Raw genomic sequence first — 15,955 nt, forward strand, 5'->3', positions numbered from 1 at the left:
CCTTCCGACGCTACCTGCCGGTATCGCGTCATGAACAGCCGCAACCACGCAGCGTGGCGGCGAGTACGTCCAGCGCCTGGCGCACGTCGTCGGTGTTGCCCGTGCTGGCCGTCATGAACGCGAACACCAGCAGCCTGCCGTCCTTGTCGACGACGACACCGGCGAGCGAGTTGACGCCGGTCAGCGTGCCGGTCTTGGCCCGCACCCAGCCCTTCCCGCTCGCCGCGACGTTCTGGTAGCGCTCGGCGAGCGTGCCGCTGCCACCCGCCACGGGCAGCGCGGTGAGCAGCGGGCGCAGCTTCGCGGTGCGCTGGTCGTCGAGTCCCGGTTTGGCGGCGGCGGCCAGGATGTCCGCGAGCAGCTTGGCCGGGACCTTGTTCCGCGCGGACAGTCCGCTCGCGTCGTAGACGTCCACTCCGGTCACGTCGAAGCCGTTCTTGGCGAGCACGTCCTTCACGGCCTTCATGCCGCCCGCGAACGACTGCTCGTTGCCGGTGGCCCTGGCGACCTCGCGGGACATGGCCTCGGCGAGGAGGTTGTCGGAGATCTGCATCAGGTTGTCGACGAGCTGCTCGACCGGCGCGGACTTCACCTCGGCGATCACCTGCGCTCCTGCGGGTGCGGTACCGACGGTCGCGCCAGCCCCGCCGACCCGCTGCGCGAACGCGTCCGCGACGGCCTGTCCCGGCGTCGCGCTGCGCGGGCTGACGACCTTGGCCGGGTCGGCGCGCCCGCCGTCCATCATGATCGGCACCATCGGCGCGATCGAACCGCCCGCGATGTCGAGCGGGTCCCAGCCGGGTGCCATCGCGTCGCCGGCATACCGGCTGAGGTCGACGTACACCTTCGTGACCGGCCCCTTGGCGGTGACCTTGGCGGCGAGATCGTCGAGCGTGGCCGCGCCGGGGTAGACGGTGGTGGTGCCGGCGGGTTTCGAGGACAGCGTCACGTCGCCGCCGCCGACGAGCACCACGGAGCCGGGCTCGGGTCCGGCGACGACCTTGGTGGTGAGCTGGTCGGTGCGTTCGAGCTGCAGGAGCGCGGCGGCCGCCGTGAGGATCTTGAGCGACGACGCGGGCGTGCCGGGCGTGGCCGCGCCCTGCTGCCACAGGACCGTGTTGTTCGCCGGGTCGATGACCGCGCCCGTCAGCGGCTGCAGCAGCCCGCTGGCCGCGGGACCCGTGAACGCCTTCCCGATGCCGCTCGCGCTGGGTGCAGGCGCCTTGCCGTCGACGGTCTTGACCATCGGGCGGACCTCGGCGGGCGGGGCGGGCGGCTGGGTGGTGACGGCCGCGGGACCGCTGAACGCGTTGTAGGTGAGGATCGAGCCGACGCCCAGGATCGCCACCGCCAGCTGTGAGCCGATGACGAGCCACGGTCTCTTGCGCTTCTCGGCGGTGCCGATCCTCTCGGGCTCCGCGTGGGTGTCTTCGGGATCCGCCTCGGGCGACTTCCTCGCGTTGCCGCCGACCGGCTGGGTCCTGCTGTTGTCGGGCGCCCCGGAATTGTGCGGACCGATTTTGGGTTGTTGCTGGCTCGACGGCCCAGAACTGTCGGTGCCGGCTGGGAGAATGAAGCCAGGGGGACCCCCTGGCGGGGACGCCTGCTGAAGCTTGGCCGCGGGCGGCTGGGCCATCGGCCTGGTCGGGCCCCCGTCGAGCCTCGGCTGACCGCTCTGGTCGAGCTGCCGCGGGCCGCCGAACTCCGGCCGCTGCCCGCCCTGCTCAGGCGACTGCTGGCCGTGCTCCGGCTGCCTTCCCCGGTCGAACGGCCGCTGGCCGCCGTTCTCGGGCCGCTGGTCGAACGGCCGCGGACCCCCGTTCTCGGGGCGTTGGCCGCCCTGGTCGAACGGCCGCGGTCCACCGTTCCCAGGCCGCTGCCCACCGTGCTCGAGCCGCTGGCCGCCCTGCTCAGACTGCCGCTGCCCACTGCTCTCAAGCCGCTGGCCACCTTGCTCAGACCGATGCCCGCCGTGCTCAGACCGCTGGCCACCCTGGTCGGACTGCCGCTGCCCACCGTGTTCACCGGCGCGCTGGCCCGCCTGCTCCCCCTGGCGCGCCCCACCCTGCTCGGGCCTCGAGCCACCGTGCTCCGGCTTCGGGCCACCGCGCCGCGGACCGTGCTCGGAGGGGCGCCCACCACCGAACAACGGCGAGGCGGGCTGCACCCCGGGAGGGGGCTTCAACAGGGGCCCGGCACCAGTCCGCAGGTTGCCCGGCCCGGCGTCCACTCGGGATCCGGACGGCGGTACCGACTCGCCCCCACCGGAGCCACCCTGGGACTTCCGCACCCCACCGGCGGGGAACCGCATCGTCGGCGATTCGACGGGCGGCCGCTTGACCTGCACGGTTGGCGGTTCGGGCACGTCCTGCGAAGGGGTGTCGTCGTCCACCGTGGGCCACGAGGGCTCGTCCGGCACTCGGTCCTCCGTCAGCTCGGTACGGGCAATCTCACACCCTTCTGCTGTCCCTCCGATGAGGGTTGACAGGGCGTCTTGGTCCACACTAGTGGGAGTCAAGAACAGCGAGCATTGAGCGAGGGACCGCAGTGGAGTTCGACGTCACCATCGAGATCCCCAAGGGCGTGCGCAACAAGTACGAGGTGGACCACAAGACGGGCCGGATCAAGCTGGACCGGACGCTCTTCACGTCGACGCAGTACCCGGCCGACTACGGGTTCGTCGAGAACACCCTCGGTGAGGACGGCGACCCGTTGGACGCCCTCGTCCTGGTGCAGGAGCCGACGTTCCCCGGCTGCCTGATCCGCGCCCGCGCGATCGGCATGTTCAAGATGACCGACGAGAAGGGCGGCGACGACAAGGTTCTGTGCGTCCCGGCCCACGACCCTCGTCAGGAGCACCTGCGCGACATCCACCACCTGGCCGAGTTCGACCGGCTGGAGATCCAGCACTTCTTCGAGGTCTACAAGGACCTCGAGCCCGGCAAGTCCGTCGAAGGCGCGACCTGGGTCGGCCGCGTCGAGGCCGAGGCCGAGATCGAGCGCTCCTACAAGCGTCAGCTCGACGCTGAGGAAAGCGGCGAAGAGCACTGAGAACGCCGAAAAGGGGCCCCGGAGATCCGGGGCCCCTTTCGTTTGCCGAGAACTACACCGCGGCGACGGCCTCGCCGTCGGCCACCCGCTGGAGGCCGGACTTCTCCGACAGCGGGATCTCGCGGATGAACCACACCAGCAGGAACCCGACGATCATCACGAGACCACCGGTGAGGAACACCGTGTCCATCGCGCCGGAGAAACCGTCGAGGAACGGCCGCGCCAGCACCGGGTCGAGTCCCTTGAGGAACTCGGTGTTGTTCAGGTCCACACCAGAGCCGCCCTGCTGCAACGACTGCGCGAACTGCGGGTTCTGCGCGAGCGCCGTGCGGAACGCCTCGGTCTGCATCGCCGACCGCAGGCCGGACCCGATCTTGTCGCCGACCGTGCTGAACAGGATCGACAGGAAGACCGCGGTACCGACGGTGCCGCCGATCTGCCGGAAGAACGTCGCCGACGACGTCGAGACGCCCATGTCCCGCGGTTCGGACGAGTTCTGGATCGCGACCAGGATCGTCTGCATGCACTGGCCGAGCCCGGCGCCCATGATGAACATGAAGATCATCACCAGCCAGATCGGCGTGTCCGTGCCGACCCTGCTGAGCAGCAGCAGCGCCGTCGCCATCATGCCCGCGCCGATCACCGGGAAGATCTTGTAGCGACCGGTCTTCGCGGTGACCTGACCGCTGATCGCGGTCGCGGACATGATGCCCAGCATCATCGGCAGCAGCATCAGGCCGGACTGCGTCGGCGAGACGCCCTTGACGATCTGCAGGTACAGCGGCAGCGACACCATGCCGCCGAACATGCCGATGCCGAGCACGAAGTTGATCGCGTTGCCCAGCGCGAACGTGTGGTTGCGGAACAACCGCAGCGGCAGCAGCGCCTCGTCGCCCATCCGCCGCTCGGCGAGGATGAACGCGATGATGCCCAGCCCGCCGACGACGTACATCGCGATGGACGTCCCGGAGGCCCAGCCCCACTCACGGCCCTGCTCCGCGACGAGCAGCAACGGCACGAGCCCGACGATCAGGGTGAGCGCGCCGACGTAGTCGATGCGGTGGTCGACCCGGTTGTGCGGGATGTTGAGCACCTTCGCGACGACGGCGAGCGCGGCGAGCGCGACCGGGACGTTCACCAGGAACACCCAGCGCCAACCGGCCACGCCGAGGAAGCTGTCCATACCGGCGAACAGGCCGCCGATGACCGGGCCGAGGACGCTGGACGTGCCGAACACGGCCATGAAGTACGCGGAGTACCTGCTGCGCTCCCTCGGGGAGATCATGTCGGCCATGATCGCGAAGGCGAGCGACATCAGACCGCCCGCGCCGAGACCCTGCACCGCGCGGAACGCGGCGAGCTCGTACATCGAGTTGGCGATGCCCGACAGCAGCGAGCCCGCGAGGAACAGCGAGATCGCGGCCAGGTACAGCGGCTTGCGGCCGTAGATGTCCGAGAGCTTGCCGTACAACGGCGTCGTGACCGTGGCGGTGATCAGGTAAGCGGTCGTGGCCCACGCCTGCAGCGTCTGGCCGTGCAGCTCGTCGGCGATGGTCTTCATCGCGCTGGCGACGATCATCTGGTCCAGCGCGGCGAGGAACATGCCGAGCAGCAGTCCCGACAGCACCGTCAGGATCTGACGATGCGTCAGCGAAGCCTGCTGAGTTTCCGTTGACATCTACCTTTCCCCTCCTGTGCGAGCCCCCAGCCCGCCTTCAGACATGAAGTTCGGAATCGCGGTCTCGTAGTCCTGCACGAAGCGCTCGAAGAGGTCGGCGAACTGCTTCCAGTCCGCCTCCTCCCACTCCTCGAACATCCGTGCGATGGCGACGTTGCGCAGTCGCCTGCGTTCTTTGAGCAACTTGAGTCCGGCGTCGGTGGCGGCGAGCACGCTGGCGCGGCCGTCCGCGGGGTCGGCCCTGCGCTCGACCAGCCCGTCCTTCACCAGCACGGCTACCTGCCTGCTGATCGTCGACGGGTCGGACAGCACCGCTTCGGCGAGCGCGCTCGACCGGCACGGCCCCATGCCCGCCAGGGTGGCGAGCAGGATGAAGGACGCCTTGTCCATGCCCTGCTTGGCCATCTGGTGTGCGACCTGGGCGTGCATCTTGTTCAGGCGGACCATCGCCATGCCGACGCGGTCAGCCAGTTCGTGGCCCGAATCGGCGGCGGAGCAGAAGCCCGGCTCGACCATCACCAACTCCGTTGCTTGCATCATCCAACTAGTTGCTCGCTACAAGCATCCATCTCGAACGGAGTATTGGCAAGTGAGTTTCAGCTCTCACTCGCACGAAGTGGTTACTCATGGGTAACATCCGCTGCATGAGCCAGGACTTCTCGTTCGTCGCCGACGCGATGAAGCAGGTCGTGCCGTGGGTGAAGACCCTCGGGATCGAGTTCGAGGACGTGTCGGCCACGCGCGTGGTGGCCGTCCTGCCGGACGACGAGCCGATGCGCAACCACGTCGGCGGGCCGCACGCGGCGAACATGTTCGGCGTGGGCGAGACCGCGTCGGGCGCCGTCGTGATGGCCGCGTTCGCCGAGTACATGGACAAGGCGACGCCGCTCGTCGCGCGCGCCGAGATCGCCTACAAGAAGCTCGCGCTGGGCGCGCTGCGCGCGGAGGCCGTGCTGGAGCGCTCAGCCACCGACGTGATCGCCGAGCTGGAGTCGGGCACCCGCCCCGAGTTCCCGGTCGCCGTCACGATCACCAACGCCGAAGGCGTGACGACCGGCGAGATGACCGTCGTCTGGACGCTCAAGCCGAACCGTTCCTGACGTGCTCGCGGCACCGGCGGCGGGAACAGCCGTTGGTGCGGTCGACGAACGCCGCGGCACAGACCTCGCAGCGCTTGACCCGCCGCCACCCGTCGGTGACGACCAGCGCGACGAGCCCGGCCGCCGCGGTGTCCACCACGTCGTCGAGCTCCGCACGCCACCGACCGTCCACTTCGGACAGCCGGAGCCCGCGGAGCGCCGACTCGAGCTCGCGCGCCGCCAGCCGCTCGTCCGGCAGCGCGGTGACGACGGCCGCGAAGACCCCCTGTGCCAGCAGGGTCTCCGCGGTCCTCAGCGCCGGGTCGAGCAGCCGGAACGGCGGCACGGCCGTCATTGCTCCTCGATGGTGACTCCCATGGACCGCGCCGTGCCCGCGATGACGCGCATCGCGGCCTCGACGTCGGTCGTGTTGAGGTCGGGGAGCTTGCGCTCGGCGATGACCCGCAGCTGAGCGCGCGTGAGCACGCGCCGCCCGTTCATCGCCTTCTTGATGAGCGAGCTGGTCGGCGGGGTCTTGAGCCGCAACGCGAACGTCTTGTCCTCGAAGACCGAGATGACCACCGGGACGGTCTCGCCGCGCTGGCCACCCGTCGCCTCGTCGTAGGCGCGCTTGATCCCGACCAGGTTCGTGCCCGTGTGCCCCAGCATCTTGCCGAGGTCCATCATCGAGGCGTTGCCCGCCTCGAGCTGCATCGTGATCTCGTGGATCGTCTTCTTCGCGGCCATGGGCCGAACGTAGGAACTGACGTAGCGTCAGACTCAAGTCGATAACAAAGTGAACTACTTCCACCCTCGCTCCGTACGCCTAATTAGCTGGTCACAGGTGTAGGGAGGCGTACGGTGGGGCGTACGGTCGTCGGACGGCGAGTCGCGGGCACAGTGCTGCTGCCGCTTCTGGTGGTGGGGTGCAGCAGCACCCACGCCGCCCCCGTTCCTGTTGCCCAACCCATCGCGCCGCCGTCGACGACCATCACGACGACGACCACACCGGACAGCGGTCCCTCCTCCCAGCTCACGGTGCAGAACATCGTGGACGGCCGGACCGTGACGCTGTCCGACGGCACGAACGTGCAGGTGGAAGGCCTCGCCCCGATGGGCGAGTGCTGGGCCGAGATGTCCGCCCAGTTCGCCGCGACGATGGTGCTCGGCAAGCCGGTCAGGGTGAACCGCGGCTCGCCGGCGTCTCCGCTCAAACTCGAGGACGGCACCGACTACGCGTTGCTCGCGGTCGGCCAGGGAGCCGCGCGCGCCGAGGCGCCCTCCGGCGTGATGCTGGAGGCCCAGACCGCGGCGCAGCAGGTGCCCAGCGGGCTGTGGGGTTCGCCGTGCAACGGGCAGGACGCCAAGCCCACGACGCCGGCACCTCCTCCCCCGCCGCCTCCGCCCGCCACCAAGAAGCCTCCGGTCACGCCGACCACGCGGTTCGTGTTCTTCTTCGACTGCGAAGAGGCCAAGCGGGCCGGTGCGGCGCCGATCCGCAGGGACCAGCCGGGGTACCGGCTGCAGCTGGACCAGAACCAGAACGGCATCGCCTGCGAGTGACCTGAGTAACACTCCGGCCGCCAGGCCCCGATAGGGCTGCCGTGACCGCAGCCCAGTTCTGGCGCCAGCTGCCCAAGAAGGCGCGCATCGTCCTGATCGCCATCGCCGCCGTGCTGCTGCTCGGCCTGATCGGCAGCATGTCCGGCAACGAGAAGCCGCGACCGCAGTCTCTGGCGACGTCAGTACCCGGGGCGACGAGCACGACCACCACCACAACGACAACCACAACGACAACGACCACGTCGGCCGCTCCGCCGGCGGTGACGGTGCAGAGCGTGGTGGACGGCCGCACGCTGCTCCTGTCCGATGGCACGAAGGTCGTGGTCCGCGGACTCGCGCAGCCCGGCGCGTGCTGGGCGACCGCGTCACTCGACTTCGCCAAGAGCACTCTCGTGAACCAGTCGATCCGCCTGGTCGACACCTCAGCCGAGGTGGCCACGGTGCTGCTGCCCAACGGCAGCGACTACGCGGTTCTCGCGCTGAGCAAGGGAGTCGCCCGCGCGGAAGCGGCCGCGATCAAGACGCTGCAGGACACCCAGGCGGCAGCACAGCAAGCCGCTGCGGGGTTCTGGGGTCCGTCGTGCGAAGGCCTCGACGTCAAGCCGGTTCCCCCACCCGCACCGCAGCCGGTGGTCCCGCAACCCCAGCGGGAACCGGCGCCGAACCCACCTGCCGCGGCCTACTACGCGAACTGCGCCGCCGCACGCGCCGCGGGTGCCGCACCGCTCCGCGTCGGCCAGCCCGGCTACCGGCCCGCCCTCGACGGCGACAAGGACGGAGTCGCGTGTGAATGACGTGCGGTAACACTTCCCGTGTCCCCGCGATCCCACTCCCGTGACGACAGCCGAGTTATCGCGGCACGCCCGGTCCGCCCTGATCGTGGTCTGGATCATGGTGACGGGCGTCCTCGTCGGGAACATGCCCGGTGACTCGCCACTGCCGCCCCGAGCGAAACCAGCGGCCGCGGCACCGGCGCCACCGCCGGAAGTGCTGGTGACGGGCATCGTCGACGGACGCACGGTCGTGCTCGCCGACGGCGGACAGGTGCTCGTCGACGGCCTGGCGAACCCCGGCGAGTGCTGGGCGGCCACGTCGACCGAGTTCGCGGTGACGACGTTGCTGGGCAAGACGGTCGGAGTTGTTCGGCGGGCGGACAAAGCCGGCCTGCTGCTCGCGGACGGCACGAGCTTCGCGGTGCTCGCGGTGAGCAAGGGCGTGGCGCGGGCGGAAGGCCTTGCCGACCACGCCATCAAGGACGCGCAGTCGACGGCCATGCACGCCGCCGTCGGGTTCTGGGGGCCGGAGTGCGGCGGTCTCGACGTCAAGCTCGTCCCCGTCACCGACGCGACGGCCGAGACCGAGACCGAGCAGTACCCCTACGTCTTCTACCGGAGCTGCGCGGCGGTGCTGGCCGCGGGCGAGACGGCGCTGAACTCGTGGGAGCCCGGCTACCGCGCCGAGCTCGACGCGGACGGCAACGGTGTGGCCTGCGACAACTAGCCTGTCCGCATGAAGCTGGACAGCGCTGAGGTCTCCGGCAGCCCCCTCGACGTCGGCGACCGCGCGGCGCGGGCCGAGGAGCTCGGCTACGACGGGTTCTGGCTGGCCGAGACGAAGCACGACCCGTTCGTCGCGCTCGCCGTCGCCGCGGGCCGCACGACGCGGATCGAGCTGGGCACCGGCATCGCGGTGGCGTTCGCGCGCAACCCGATGAGCACCGCGGTGCTGGCCAACGACCTGCAGCTGCTGTCCGGCGGCCGGTTCAACCTCGGCCTCGGCTCGCAGGTCGAGCCGCACATCACCAAGCGGTTCGCGATGACCTGGTCGAAGCCGGCCGCGCGGATGCGCGAGTTCGTGCTCGCGATCAGGGCGATCTGGCACAGCTGGGCGACGAGCGAGCGGCTGGTGTTCCGCGGCGAGTTCTACCGGCACACGCTGATGACGCCGATGTTCGACCCCGGCCCCAACGCGTTCGGCAACCCGAAGATCCACCTGGCCGGTGTCGGCGAGCTGATGACCGAGGTCGCGGGTGAGGTGGCGGACGGCTTCCTGTGCCACAGCTTCACGACCGAGCGGTATCTGCGCGAGGTGACGGTGCCCGCGCTGGAACGCGGCCGCGCCAAGGCGGGCAAGTCGTTGGAGGGCTTCGAGATCAGCGGCATGTCGTTCGTCGCGACGACCGACGAGGAGGCCGCGGACGTCAAGCGGCAGATCGCCTTCTACGGGTCGACGCCGTCGTACCGGAAAGTGCTGGACCTGCACGGCTGGGGTGCGCTGCACGAGGAGCTGCACCGGATGTCGCGCCGGCAGCTGTGGGCGGAGATGACCGAGCTGATCAGTGACGACGTGCTGCGGGCGTTCGCGGTGGTCGGCTCGCCGGACGAGGTCGTGGCGCGGCTGCGGGAACGCCGGATCGACCGCGTGACGACGCCGGCGAACGTGCTCAGCGCCTGGCGGAGTGGCTGAGGCCCTGCCTGGCCAGCTCGTCGTGGAACCACGCGAGCTCGGCGCGGACTCTCGCGACCCCGCGCTTTCTTATCCACCGTCTCCGGCCGACGTTCGCCGCGGTCAGGGCGAACGGCAGCGCCATCACGGTGAGCACCAACATCACGAACATGTACGTCTCCTCGGGTTGCGAAGGTGCAACGACCTATCGAGACGCTGCTTACGGTACCGCGCCCAACGCCACCCCGATGGAGCAAAGTCACCGACTAACGACGCTGTCTTGACTAACAAAGTTGTCGGTGAGACCGTGGGTGCATGTTCGAAGTCGCGGTGATCGAGGACCCGGCGGCCGCCGAGGTCTCACTGGACCCCATGAGGGCCCGGCTGCTGGCCGAGCTCTCCGAACCGGGCTCGGCGACGATGCTCGCCGCCAAGGTCGGTCTGCCCCGGCAGAAGGTCAACTACCACCTGCGGGCACTGGAGCGGCACGGCCTCGTGGAGCTGGTCGAGGAACGCCGCAAGGGCAACGTCACCGAACGCGTCCTGCGCGCGACGGCGGCGTCCTACGTGATCTCGCCGCTGGCGCTGGCCGCGGTGGAACCGGACCCGGCCCGCTCACCGGACAGCCTGTCCGCGCGCTGGCTGCTGGCCGTCGCCGCCCGATTGGTCCGCGACGTCGGCACGTTGATCACCGGCGCCACGAAGGCGAAGAAGCGGCTGGCGACGTTCGCGCTGGACGGCGAGATCCGCTTCGCGTCGGCCTCCGACCGCGCCGCGTTCGCCGAGGAGCTCACCGTCGCGGTGTCGCAGCTCGTCTCGAAGTACCACGACGAACAGGCCGATGGCGGCCGTCCGCACCGCGTTGTCGTCGCACTGCACCCGAGCGTCAAGGAGGAGTCGTGAGCAAGGAGTTCGAGCTGCGCAAGGAGGTCTCGCTCGAGGCAACTCCCGAGCAGGTGTGGGACGCCATCGCGACGGGCCCCGGCATCTCGTCGTGGTTCATGGGCCCGCACACCGTCGACCCGGCCGTCGGCGGACGCATGACGCTGACCATCGGCGACTTCTCGGAGTCGGCGACGATCACCGCGTGGGACCCGCCGAAGCACCTCGCCTACCGCGGCGACACGGCGGAGGACGGCTCGTTCCACGCGATGGAGTACCTCGTCGAGGGACGTGACCAGGGCAGCACCGTGCTGCGGTTCGTGCACAACGGCATGATCAGCGACGACTGGGGCGACGAGTACCTCGCGCAGTCCAGCCACGGCTGGGACATGTACCTGCACACGCTCGGGCAGTACCTCCAGCACTTCACCGGCCTCCCCGGCACCTACGTGCACGTGCAGGGCCCGCCTGCCGCCGAGGGCGCGGACGCGTGGTCGTTGCTGCTGGACGGGTTGGGCGTGACCGAGCCGATCAACGAGGGCGACACCATCCGGTTGACGCCCGCTGGACTCGCGCCGATCGAGGGTGTCGTCGACTGGTCGCCGCCGGGGTTCCGCGGCTTCCTCGGCGTGCGCGGCGCGGAGGGGCTCTACCGGTTCCACGGTGGCGGGCCGTCGATCGGGATCGGGCACCACGTGTTCGCCGGTTCCGGTGACGCCGCCGCGTGGGAGAAGTGGATCAACGGCGTGTTCAGCTGAGCTGTCGGTGACGTCCCAGAACAAAGCGAAGGGCCAGGTCAGAAATGACCTGGCCCTTCATCTCACCGAGCCGCCTATCGGAATCGAACCGATGACCTGCTCATTACGAGTGAGCCGCTCTGGCCGACTGAGCTAAGGCGGCGAGACGCGACAACTATAGCGGATGGAGGACCCGTCACTTACCAGGGGTGCCCTCGTTGAACGGACAGTGACCGGTGTCACCACTCCACCGCCGAGGAGAGCAATGCGCCGAGCTCTGTCCCTGCCAGCGACCGGTTTGCTGCTGTTCCTGCTCGCCGGCCCCGCGCTCGCGCAGCCGACCACGCCGGTGCCCGGTCCGCGCGATCCGAACCAGCCGCCCGCGAGCGCGCCGAACGGGCCGCAGCCGTTGGCGCACGCGGTCGGGGACGCGGGGACGGGGCTCGCGGTCGTGCGGATCGGGCCGAACGCCGTGCCCACCAACACGATCCTGCCCGGTTTCTCCGACCAGCTGCCGAAGCAGTCCGCGGGTGAGTTCGGGCTCGGGCTCGCCAGCGCGCAGGTCAACACCGAGGCGTTCCTGACGACGGAACGCGTGATCACGCAGGCCTCGCCGGTCGGGTTCGCGATCGCGGGGCGCTCGCCGCAGAGTCCCGGCACGCTCGTGCAGACCGCGATCCCGGACAACCCGCAGCCGACCAACGGCGGGTTGAACCCGCCCGCGAGCCCGCTCGACACCGTGCTCGAGGTCGGACTGCTCAACGGAAGCGTGCACTCGCGGTGGGACACCGAGAAGGGGCCGTGCGTCGAGCCGCTCGCGAACGCGCAGACCGAGGCCGCGAGCATCAGCGTGCTCAACGCGATCCCGACGTTGCCGAGCACGCCCGAGCTGCCGAAGTTGCCGCTGCTGGACGGGTTGCTGTCGAACAGCACGTCGCTGGTGAGCCTGCCGGAGACGTTCAAGGCGCAGTCGAAGGTGCAGCTGGTCGACCTGCCCGGCGGCAAGAACAAGGCGGTGCGGTCGACGTCGACGATGCAGGCGGTCAGCGTGCGGCTCGCGGGTGGCGTCCAGATCGACGTGGTCAGCCAGCCGACGCTCACCGCGACCGCCACCGGTGACGAGACGACGTCGAAGATCGAGTACACCGCGCCGGTGCTGCGGGTCAGCCAGGGCGGCAAGGAGCTCGGCGTGCTCGACGCGGCGCATCCGCAGCTGGACGTGCCGCTGTTGCTCGACCTCGTCGTGGCGCGGCTGCAGATCGCCGAGCTCACCGAGAAGAAGGCGTCCTTCAGCGGGCCCGGTTTCAGCGGGTTCCAGCTGGGTGCGACGGCCCGGCTGCTGGACGTGCAGCTGCTGCCGACCGACCGGTTGAAGATCAAGGACCTGCCGTCGGCGCTCGCGCAGATCTCGCTGGGCGAGCAGATCGTGCGGGCGGCGGCCCCGAAGGACGGCGTCGTCTGCGGTACGGCCTCGGCGCCGAAGCCGCCCGGCGGGCCGGTGGCGGCGCCGCCGAAACAGGCGCCACCACTGGCCTACACGAACGCCGCGTACAACTCGATCCCGCTCTTCTGGGTCGGGACCGCGCTCCTGCTCACCGGCGTGATCGTCGTCGCCGCCATGCCTAGAGGCCGACGGCCTGCGCGATCTCCCGAGGCTTGAGCACGCGCAGCAGGGCTTCCATGAGGTAGTAGTCGCCGTACGGGAACGACACCTCGATGCCGGTTTCCGCGCGGCGGTTGCGGGTTGCCCGCGCGAGCACCGCGTCCGAGCGTTCCGACTCGGTCGTCAGGCACGTGCGGCAGATCGCGTCGAGGATGCGCAACGCGGCCGCGTGGTAGCTGTACCTGCCGGTGACCTTGGCCAGGTCGATCAGGCCGCACGCCATGATCACGCCCGCTGACGAGTCCTTGACGTCGTTGGGCGCCAACGGGGAGCGGTAGTCCCAGATCGGGATCTGGTCCGGGGTGAGTGCCTTCAACGCGAAGTCGGAGAGCCGCTTCGCGGTGTCGAGGAACTCGGCCTTCTTGGTGCGCCGGTACATCGTCGTGAACCCGTAGATGCCCCACGCCTGGCCGCGCGACCAGCAGGACGTCGGGCTGTAGCCCTGGTTCGTGTTCGGTCCGATCGGCGCGCCCGTCGCCGGGTCGAAGTCGTAGACGTGCGGCGTGGAACCGTCAGGGCGCAGGAAGAACTGCCTGGTGGTCTCCGCGTGCGCGACCGCGACGTCGAGGTACTTGCTGTCGCCGGTCTGCTGGGTCGCGAACGTCAACAGGTCCAGGTTCATCATGCAGTCGATGATCACCCGGCCGTCGCTGTCCGGGGTGCCGAGCTTGCCCCAGGCGCGGATGAACCTGCCCTTCGGGTTGTACCGCTGGATCAGCGACCCGGCGGCCTCCACGGCGCCGTCCCGCCAGGACACGTCGCCCGTTAGTCGGTACCCCGTCACCCACGACGGGTAGAAGAGGAAACCGATGTCGTGCGTCGAGGTGTCCGTGCGCCGCGGCGACAGGCGCAGTGCCGATTCCACGGCCCACTTCCTGAACTGCTCGTCGCGGCTGTCGAGGTACGCGAGCCACAGCGAGCCGGGCCAGAACCCGCCGACCCAGCCGCCGTCGTCGGCGAACGTCCACTTCTCGAACTTGGTCTCCTGCGGGAACGACGTGATGGCCGGCGCGGTCGCGCGCAGCTTGGCGACCGCGAAGTCGAGCGACTTGCGGAACAGCCGCCGGGAAGCCTCGGCTTCGACTTCCGGTTGCTGCGCCTGCGCTTGCGCCTGCGTCGCTGAACCGATCGTCACCGCGGCGGCACCGGTGGCCGCGAACAGGGAACGTCGAGAGATCGTCATGGCACCATCCATCCCAGTACTGGTGTCGACTGCAGGTAAGCGATCACGCACATGGCCAGCAGCAGCAAGAGACTCCAGCCGAATACCTTGCGGAACAGATCGCCTTCCCTGCCAACGAGACCGGCGGCGGCGGTGCCGATCGCGAGGTTCTGCGGGGAGATCATCTTCGCCATCACGCCGCCGGAGCTGTTGGAGGCGCCGAACAGGAACGGCGACGCTCCGAGCTGGTCCGCTGCGGTCACCTGCAGGCCGCCGAACAGCGCGTTGGATCCTGCGTCCGTGCCGGTGATCGCGACGCCGAACCAGCCGACGACCGGCGACAGGAACGCGAAGAACGCGCCGGTGCCCGCCAGCCAGAGGCCGAGCGACGTGATCTGGCCGGAGAAGTTCATGACGTACGACAGGGAGAACACCGCGAGGATCGCGAGGATCGCCCAGCTGAACTGCCTGATCGTCTGGCCGTAGATCTGCAGCGCCTTGCCCGCCGCGACCTTGAGGAACAGCAACGACAGCAGGCCGGAGACGAACAGCAGCGTGCCCGTCGCGGACAGGATGTTGAGCGTGTAGGTCGTCGCGACCGGCTTGCCCGCGGCGTTCGTGATGTGCAGGCCTGGCCAGGGGAACTTGTAGGTCGCCTTCTCCAGCAACGCCTTCACCGCGGTGATCTGCGCGATCGAGAAGACGGCCACGATGATCGCGTACGGCGCGAACGCGGTGATCACGTCACTGCGCGAGTCGGTCGTCGAGCCGCCGGCGATGACCGGCGGGATCGACCGCGCGGGCTGGCGGACCTTGACGTAGAGGACGACCGCGAGCACGGAGACGATCGCGGCGACGATGTCGCACAGCTTGTAGGACCAGAAGTTCGACACCGCGAACTGCGTGATGCCGAAAGAGAGACCGGCGACGAGCGCGACGGGCCACGTCTCCTTGAGGCCGCGCTTGCCGTCGACGACGAAGACCAGCACGAACGGCACGAGCACGGCGAGGATCGCGACCTGGCGGCCCGCCATGGCGCCGAACTGGTCGGCGGGCAGGCCGGTGACCGTGTTCAGCACGGTGATCGGGTTGCCCATGCCGCCGAACGCGACGGGCGCGGTGTCCGCGATGAGCGCGAGCGCGACGGCCTTCATCGGGTCGACGCCGAGCGCGATCAGCATGACCGAGCAGATCGCGACCGGTCCGCCACCGCCGGCGAGCGCTTCGAGCAGCGCGCCGAATGAGAACGCGATCACGATGGCCTGGACGCGCTGGTCGTCGCTGATCGAGCTGAAGCTGCGCCTGAGCACCGCGAAGTGTCCGCTGTGGACGGTCAGGTTGTAGATCCAGATGGCGTTGAAGGTGATCCACAGGATCACCAGGACGCTGGTGGCCGCACCGAACGCACCGGCGTTGAGCGCGGTGCCCAGCGGCATCGAGTAGCCCACGACGGCGACGGCGAGTGCCAGGGCGAGTGCCGTCAGGCCCGCCCAGTGCGCCTTCCACTTGAGGCCGCCGAGCAGGACCAGCACGGCCAGCAGCGGGATGAGGGCCAAGAGTGCCGACAGGAACAGCGACCCCGTCGGGTTGGGGTTCTGCTGGTACACGACAACCGCCTTTCGGATGCCCATCGTCACCGGCGGCGGGGTGACGAGGCTTGTTCCAGCCCACGGAACGTAGTTCCATGTTGGTCGG

17 protein-coding genes and 1 tRNA gene are annotated in these 15,955 nt (G+C 69.4%); 9 read left to right on the forward strand and 9 right to left on the reverse strand.

Annotated features, from left to right (window positions below; translation table 11 throughout):
- Positions 1-28: 28 nt before the first annotated feature.
- A complete protein-coding gene (dacB, locus tag FKR81_RS14285; RefSeq protein WP_146352063.1) occupies positions 29-2,419 on the reverse strand; it encodes a D-alanyl-D-alanine carboxypeptidase/D-alanyl-D-alanine endopeptidase in 2,391 nt (796 codons plus the stop codon).
- 128 nt (positions 2,420-2,547) lie between these two features.
- On the opposite strand from dacB, the gene FKR81_RS14290 reads away from it, so the two are divergent.
- Positions 2,548-3,051, forward strand: a complete 504-nt coding sequence (locus tag FKR81_RS14290; RefSeq protein ID WP_146352065.1) for an inorganic diphosphatase — start codon at positions 2,548-2,550, stop codon at positions 3,049-3,051.
- A 52-nt stretch (positions 3,052-3,103) separates the two neighbouring features.
- Here the strand turns inward: FKR81_RS14290 and FKR81_RS14295 are convergent, their stop codons facing one another.
- Together FKR81_RS14295 and FKR81_RS14300 are read right to left on the reverse strand one after the other, a co-directional pair.
- Entirely contained in the window at positions 3,104-4,729 is a 1,626-nt protein-coding gene (locus tag FKR81_RS14295; RefSeq protein ID WP_146352067.1) for an MDR family MFS transporter, read from the reverse strand.
- Positions 4,730-5,269, reverse strand: a complete 540-nt coding sequence (locus FKR81_RS14300) for a MarR family winged helix-turn-helix transcriptional regulator (RefSeq protein ID WP_235921540.1) — start codon at positions 5,267-5,269, stop codon at positions 4,730-4,732.
- Positions 5,270-5,373: 104 nt separating this feature from the next.
- Between FKR81_RS14300 and FKR81_RS14305 the strand changes: the two genes are divergently transcribed.
- On the forward strand, positions 5,374-5,829 hold the full coding sequence (locus tag FKR81_RS14305) for a DUF4442 domain-containing protein (protein ID WP_146352071.1): 456 nt from the start codon (positions 5,374-5,376) through the stop codon (positions 5,827-5,829).
- On the opposite strand, the gene FKR81_RS14310 is transcribed toward FKR81_RS14305, so the two are convergent.
- Positions 5,810-6,163, reverse strand: coding sequence for a CGNR zinc finger domain-containing protein (locus tag FKR81_RS14310; RefSeq protein WP_146352072.1), 354 nt, complete (start codon positions 6,161-6,163; stop codon positions 5,810-5,812). The two genes, FKR81_RS14305 and FKR81_RS14310, sit on opposite strands and share 20 nt — an antisense overlap.
- The gene (locus tag FKR81_RS14315) at positions 6,160-6,555 is read right to left on the reverse strand and encodes an uL11 family ribosomal protein (RefSeq protein ID WP_146352073.1); all 396 of its coding nucleotides are present in this window, start codon (positions 6,553-6,555) and stop codon (positions 6,160-6,162) included. The genes FKR81_RS14310 and FKR81_RS14315 overlap by 4 nt, the downstream gene beginning before the upstream one ends.
- Positions 6,556-6,669: 114 nt before the next feature.
- Between FKR81_RS14315 and FKR81_RS14320 the strand changes: the two genes are divergently transcribed.
- The 4 genes from FKR81_RS14320 to FKR81_RS14335 are packed head-to-tail and all read left to right on the forward strand — an operon-like array spanning position 6,670 to position 9,837.
- Positions 6,670-7,371: an excalibur calcium-binding domain-containing protein gene (locus tag FKR81_RS14320; protein ID WP_146352075.1), complete on the forward strand. Its 702-nt coding sequence runs from the start codon at positions 6,670-6,672 to the stop codon at positions 7,369-7,371.
- 41 nt (positions 7,372-7,412) lie between these two features.
- Positions 7,413-8,165: an excalibur calcium-binding domain-containing protein gene (locus FKR81_RS14325; RefSeq protein WP_222598269.1), complete on the forward strand. Its 753-nt coding sequence runs from the start codon at positions 7,413-7,415 to the stop codon at positions 8,163-8,165.
- 40 nt (positions 8,166-8,205) lie between these two features.
- Positions 8,206-8,871 carry an excalibur calcium-binding domain-containing protein gene (locus FKR81_RS14330; RefSeq protein ID WP_146352077.1) on the forward strand — a complete coding sequence of 222 codons (666 nt, stop codon included), beginning with the start codon at positions 8,206-8,208 and terminating at the stop codon, positions 8,869-8,871.
- A 9-nt stretch (positions 8,872-8,880) separates the two neighbouring features.
- Positions 8,881-9,837, forward strand: a complete 957-nt coding sequence (locus FKR81_RS14335; protein ID WP_146352079.1) for a TIGR03617 family F420-dependent LLM class oxidoreductase — start codon at positions 8,881-8,883, stop codon at positions 9,835-9,837.
- On the opposite strand, the gene FKR81_RS43565 is transcribed toward FKR81_RS14335, so the two are convergent.
- Complete coding sequence (locus tag FKR81_RS43565; protein WP_186762976.1) at positions 9,815-9,988, reverse strand: hypothetical protein; 174 nt, start codon at positions 9,986-9,988, stop codon at positions 9,815-9,817. The two genes, FKR81_RS14335 and FKR81_RS43565, sit on opposite strands and share 23 nt — an antisense overlap.
- A 143-nt stretch (positions 9,989-10,131) precedes the next feature.
- Between FKR81_RS43565 and FKR81_RS14340 the strand changes: the two genes are divergently transcribed.
- Together FKR81_RS14340 and FKR81_RS14345 are read left to right on the forward strand one after the other, a co-directional pair.
- Positions 10,132-10,719 carry an ArsR/SmtB family transcription factor gene (locus FKR81_RS14340; RefSeq protein ID WP_146352081.1) on the forward strand — a complete coding sequence of 196 codons (588 nt, stop codon included), beginning with the start codon at positions 10,132-10,134 and terminating at the stop codon, positions 10,717-10,719.
- Positions 10,716-11,456, forward strand: coding sequence for an SRPBCC family protein (locus FKR81_RS14345; RefSeq protein WP_146352083.1), 741 nt, complete (start codon positions 10,716-10,718; stop codon positions 11,454-11,456). The genes FKR81_RS14340 and FKR81_RS14345 overlap by 4 nt, the downstream gene beginning before the upstream one ends.
- Before the next feature lie 68 nt (positions 11,457-11,524).
- On the opposite strand, the gene FKR81_RS14350 is transcribed toward FKR81_RS14345, so the two are convergent.
- A tRNA-Thr gene (locus tag FKR81_RS14350) sits at positions 11,525-11,598 on the reverse strand.
- Between the two features lie 102 nt (positions 11,599-11,700).
- On the opposite strand from FKR81_RS14350, the gene FKR81_RS14355 reads away from it, so the two are divergent.
- Positions 11,701-13,095 (forward strand): hypothetical protein, encoded by a 1,395-nt coding sequence (locus tag FKR81_RS14355; protein WP_146352085.1) that lies wholly within the window; start codon positions 11,701-11,703, stop codon positions 13,093-13,095.
- On the opposite strand, the gene FKR81_RS14360 is transcribed toward FKR81_RS14355, so the two are convergent.
- Together FKR81_RS14360 and FKR81_RS14365 are read right to left on the reverse strand one after the other, a co-directional pair.
- Positions 13,058-14,281 carry a glycoside hydrolase family protein gene (locus FKR81_RS14360; RefSeq protein ID WP_146352087.1) on the reverse strand — a complete coding sequence of 408 codons (1,224 nt, stop codon included), beginning with the start codon at positions 14,279-14,281 and terminating at the stop codon, positions 13,058-13,060. The genes FKR81_RS14355 and FKR81_RS14360 overlap by 38 nt on opposite strands.
- A complete protein-coding gene (locus tag FKR81_RS14365; RefSeq protein WP_146352089.1) occupies positions 14,278-15,891 on the reverse strand; it encodes an L-lactate permease in 1,614 nt (537 codons plus the stop codon). The genes FKR81_RS14360 and FKR81_RS14365 overlap by 4 nt, the downstream gene beginning before the upstream one ends.
- Positions 15,892-15,955 lie beyond the last annotated feature (64 nt).

Origin of the sequence: Lentzea tibetensis, assembly GCF_007845675.1 — a bacterium.
Taxonomy (GTDB): domain Bacteria; phylum Actinomycetota; class Actinomycetes; order Mycobacteriales; family Pseudonocardiaceae; genus Lentzea; species Lentzea tibetensis.

Coding starts and splice junctions, on each gene's coding strand:
- FKR81_RS14295 (WP_146352067.1), bottom strand. CDS start 4,729: ATGTCAACGGAAACTCAGCAGGCTTCGCTGACGCATCGTCAGATCCTG.
- FKR81_RS14300 (WP_235921540.1), bottom strand. CDS start 5,269: ATGATGCAAGCAACGGAGTTGGTGATGGTCGAGCCGGGCTTCTGCTCC.
- FKR81_RS14305 (WP_146352071.1), top strand. CDS start 5,374: ATGAGCCAGGACTTCTCGTTCGTCGCCGACGCGATGAAGCAGGTCGTG.
- FKR81_RS14310 (WP_146352072.1), bottom strand. CDS start 6,163: ATGACGGCCGTGCCGCCGTTCCGGCTGCTCGACCCGGCGCTGAGGACC.
- FKR81_RS14315 (WP_146352073.1), bottom strand. CDS start 6,555: ATGGCCGCGAAGAAGACGATCCACGAGATCACGATGCAGCTCGAGGCG.
- FKR81_RS14335 (WP_146352079.1), top strand. CDS start 8,881: ATGAAGCTGGACAGCGCTGAGGTCTCCGGCAGCCCCCTCGACGTCGGC.
- FKR81_RS43565 (WP_186762976.1), bottom strand. CDS start 9,988: ATGTTCGTGATGTTGGTGCTCACCGTGATGGCGCTGCCGTTCGCCCTG.
- FKR81_RS14340 (WP_146352081.1), top strand. CDS start 10,132: ATGTTCGAAGTCGCGGTGATCGAGGACCCGGCGGCCGCCGAGGTCTCA.
- FKR81_RS14355 (WP_146352085.1), top strand. CDS start 11,701: ATGCGCCGAGCTCTGTCCCTGCCAGCGACCGGTTTGCTGCTGTTCCTG.
- FKR81_RS14360 (WP_146352087.1), bottom strand. CDS start 14,281: ATGACGATCTCTCGACGTTCCCTGTTCGCGGCCACCGGTGCCGCCGCG.
- FKR81_RS14365 (WP_146352089.1), bottom strand. CDS start 15,891: ATGGGCATCCGAAAGGCGGTTGTCGTGTACCAGCAGAACCCCAACCCG.